This window comes from Streptomyces sp. SID14436, from assembly GCF_010548465.1.
Taxonomy (GTDB): domain Bacteria; phylum Actinomycetota; class Actinomycetes; order Streptomycetales; family Streptomycetaceae; genus Streptomyces.
Genome location: NZ_JAAGMD010000904.1, coordinates 1 through 4,100, shown reverse-complemented (window position 1 = coordinate 4,100; position 4,100 = coordinate 1). Strand labels below are relative to the sequence as shown.

General features: G+C 78.3%; 1 protein-coding gene. It reads left to right on the top strand.

Features of this window, described 5'->3' with window-relative positions; all coding sequences use genetic code 11:
- The coding region (locus G3I53_RS33080; protein WP_164439065.1) for a type I polyketide synthase at positions 1 to 4,100 on the top strand (4,100 nt) is incomplete at both ends.

Genomic DNA, 4,100 nt, shown 5'->3' with positions numbered 1-4,100 from the left:
CGCCTCCGGCACCGGGAGGCACGCGGGGGCCGAGCCCGACGGCGCCTCCGGCACCGGGAGGCACGCGGGAGCCGAGCCCGACGGCGACTCCGGCACCGGGAGGCACGCGGGAGCCGAGCCCGACGGCGCCTCCGGCACCGGGAGGTACGCGGGGGCGGAGCCCGACGGCGACTCCGGCACCGGGAGGCACGCGGGAGCGGTGCCCGGGGCGGCCCGCTGGGGTGCCTTCCTGGACGATCCCGCCGCCTTCGACGCCGGTCACTTCGCCGTCGACGAGGCGGAGGCCCGCGCCCTGGACCCGCAGGCACGTATCTTCCTCGAACTCGCCCACGAGGCCCTGGAACGCGCCGGATACGCCGGGGCACGCCGCCGCGGACTGCGGGTCGGCGTCTTCGCGGCCGTCGGCGACAGCGGCTACCGGCAGGTCCTCGCCGACGCCGGGCCGGCGTACACGCCGCCCGCCGGAACGGCCCTGACCGGCACGCTGCCCAACCTGGTGGCCGCCCGGGTCGCGCACTGCCTCGACCTGGACGGGCCCGCGCTCGTCGTGGACACCGCCTGCTCCTCCGGCCTGGTGGCCCTCCACCTGGCCCGGCGCAGCCTGACGGACGGCGAGTGCGACCTGGCGGTCGTCGGGGGCGTCAACCTGCATCTCACCCCGGACGCGCACCGGGCCCTGGAAGGCGCACAGGCCCTGTCCCCGACCGGCCGCAGCCGCGCCTTCGCCGCCGACGCCGACGGTTTCGTCCCGGGCGAGGGAGGAGCCGCCCTCGTCCTGCGCCCCCTGCCCGCGGCCCAGCGGCACGACGACGACGTCCTGGCCGTCGTCCGCGGCACCGCCGTCAACAACGACGGGACATCGCTCAGCCTCATGGCGCCGAACCCGCTGCGCCAGCGCGAGGTGATCACCCGGGCCTACGAGGTCTGCGGTGTCGATCCGGCCTCGGTGACGTACGTGGAGGCGCACGGCACGGGCACCCCCGTCGGTGACCCGATCGAACTGCGGTCCCTGGCCCACGCCTTCCCGGCCCGCCCGGACGGCCGGGACCGTCTGCTGGGTTCGGTGAAGACGAACATCGGGCACCTGCTGAACGCCGCCGCGCTGCCGTCCCTGGTGAAGGTCGTCCTGGCGCTGCGGCACGGCCGGCTGCCCGCCTCCCTGCACGGCGCCCGTCCCTCGCCGGCCGTCGAGCGGGCCGGGTTCGCGCTGGTCACCGAGGCCACCCGATGGGAAGCGGACGGTCCGCGCCGGGCGGGCGTCAATGCCTTCGGCTTCGGCGGCACCAACGCGCACGCCGTGCTGGAGGAGGCCCCGCCCGCCCCCGTAAGGCCACCGCACCGGGACGGCGGCGGGCCCCGGCTGCTGACGCTGTCGGCGGGCAGCGCCGCGGGACTCGACGCGTGGGCGGCACGGCTCACGGACCATCTCCGCGACCGTCCGGACCTCGCCGACGGGGACGTCTGCCGGTCGGCCGCACTGGCCCGCGACGAGCGCCCCCACCGCCTCGCCGTGGTCGTCGACGGTGACCTGTGGGAGCGGCTCGCCGCCCTGCGGGCGGACGACGGTGATGGTGGCGCGGGGATCGGAGCCACGGGCACGGTGACACGTCGTCCGCGCACCGTGTTCGTCCTGCCCGGGCAGGGCGCTCCGGTGCCCGCGCAGGGCCGGGAACTGTACGCGACGGCTCCCGTGTACCGCGCGACGCTCGACGAGGCCTCGGCCGCGCTGGGCCCCGTGCACGGACGGGAGTTGGCCTCCTGGTGCGTCGACACCGCGCCGGACGCCGGGGAGTTGGCGGCGACGGAGGTCGCGCAGCCGCTGCTGGTGGCGCACGGAGTGGCTCTCGCCCGGCAGTTGGCTGTCTGGGGGGTACGCCCGGACGCGGTGGTCGGGCACAGCGTGGGGGAACTCACCGCCGCCTGTGTCGCCGGGATGCTGTCGCTGCCCGACGCGCTGGCGTTCGCCGCCGAACGCGGGCGGCTCATGGGCGCGTCGACCGCGCCGGGTGCGATGGCCGCGGTGCGCGGCGCCGACGAGCGCGAGGTGGCCGACTTGGTCGGTGCCGCCGCCGGCAGCCTGGCGGTCGCGGCGTACAACGGGCCCGGCCGGCTGGTGCTGTCGGGCACGCCGGACGCGGTCCGGCGAGCCGCGGAACGGCTCACCGGGCGGGGGGCGACGGTCCGCCCGCTGGAGGTGACCCGCGCGTTCCACTCCCCCTTGATGGAGCCGGTGGCGGACGCCCTCACCGAGGCGGCCCGCCGGCTGGCACCGAGCGCGTCCGACGTGCCGCTGATGAGTACGCTCACCGCCCGGTGGGAGGGGCGGCTCGACGCCGAGCACCTCCGTGAACACGCCCTGCGGCCGGTGCGGTTCGGCCGCGCGGTCGAGCGGCTGGTCGAGGAGGGCTACGACACGTTCGTGGACCTCGGGGCCGACGGGGGCCTCGCCGGTCCGGTCCGCGCCGTCGCCGCCCGATGCCGGGTGCGCGCGGGTGTGAGCGCCACCGGCGGCCCCGAAGGCGGGGCGACAGGCGGGGCGACAGGTGTGGCAGTCGGTGCGGCTGGTACGGCTGGTACCGCGGACGATGCCGGGCGCGGCGTCCTCGTGGTGTCCGCGCCCGCCCGGCCCGAGGATGCCGGGGCCGCCGTGACCGGGCCGGGCGGGGCACGGGAGTTGATGGCGACCGTGGCCCGCCTCTGGGTGCGGGGCGTGCCGGTGGACCGCACGGAACTCGACGCCGGCACCCGGCGCGTTCCCCTGCCGCCCTACCCGTACCAGCGCCGCCGGTACTGGCCCAGCCCGCTGCCCGACGGCGTGGGGCTGCTGCACGAGGTGGTCTGGCGCGCCGCGCCGCCGGTTGCCGGGGGACCTGCGGGGGCCGTACTGGTGACGGGGCCGGACGAGGTGGCGGTGCGCCGCCTGACGGACGCGCTGAAGGCCGAGGGCGTGCGGGCAGTGGCCGGTGACGCCCGCGAGGCGGCCCCGGACGGTGAGCGTCCCGCGACGGTGCTGCTGCTCGCCGGGCCGGTGCGGCAGCTGGGAACGGCGGCCGGGCCGGACTCTGGCCTGCACGGAGCGGTGGAGCAGTTCCGGGACGCGCTGGCCCTGGTGGACCGGTACGGGGCGCGGCGGCTTCTGCTCGTGACCGAGGACGTGCACGTCACCGGGCAGGGTGCGGAGCGCCCGGTGCCGGGGCAGGCGGTCCTCGGCGGGCTGGCCCTGGCCGTCGCCCCGGAGTCGGCGGGCTCCTGGGCGCACTGGGTCGATCTCGCCTCCGGTGACGACGAGTCGAGCCGCGTGCGGGCCGTGGCCGCCGAGCTGGCGGCCCCGCAGGCACCCGAGCCGGTGGCCTGGCGGGGCGGCCGGCGGTGGCGGCGGACCGTCACGGCCGGACCGGGCACGGAGACGGCGGACCCGGCCGCGCCGGGCGCGGATGCACCGGGTACCCGTGCGCGGACCGCCGCCGGCCGGCTGCCCGCGGACGGCACGTACCTCGTCACCGGCGGCGCCGGGGCCCTGGGGTCGGCCCTCGCCCGGAATCTGGCGGGCCGCGGCCGGCCGGTGCTGGTGCTGACCGGGCGTTCCGTGCGGCCGCCCCGGGGTCTGCTGGAGGAGCTGACCGCGCTCGGCGCGGACGCACGCTACGTGGCCGCCGACCTCACCGTGCCGGACCAGGTGGAGCGGCTCGTCGCCGGGCTGCCGCCGCTGGACGCGGTGTTCCACGCGGCCGGAGTCGTACGGCCGGGCAGTCTGCGCGGGACGGACGTGGCGGACACGCTGGACGTCCTGGCGGCGAAGACGGCCGGCACCGTTCTGCTGGCGGAGGCGCTCGGACGCCACGGCCGGCGGCCCGGCCTGTGCGTGGCGTTCTCGTCGGTGGCGTCGGTGCTGCCCGGCCTCGCCGGGGCGCTCGGTGCCTACGCCGCGGCTAACGCCTTCCTCGACGCCTTCGCCGGGGCCGAGCGGCGGGCCGGACGCCCGTGGCTGTCGGTGAACTTCGGCCCGTTCGCGGGGCCGGGCATGGCCGCGGGGGCGGCGGACGCCGGTGTCCTCGCCGGTCCGGCGGGGCGTCCCCTCGCCGTCGCGCCCGCGCTGGCCG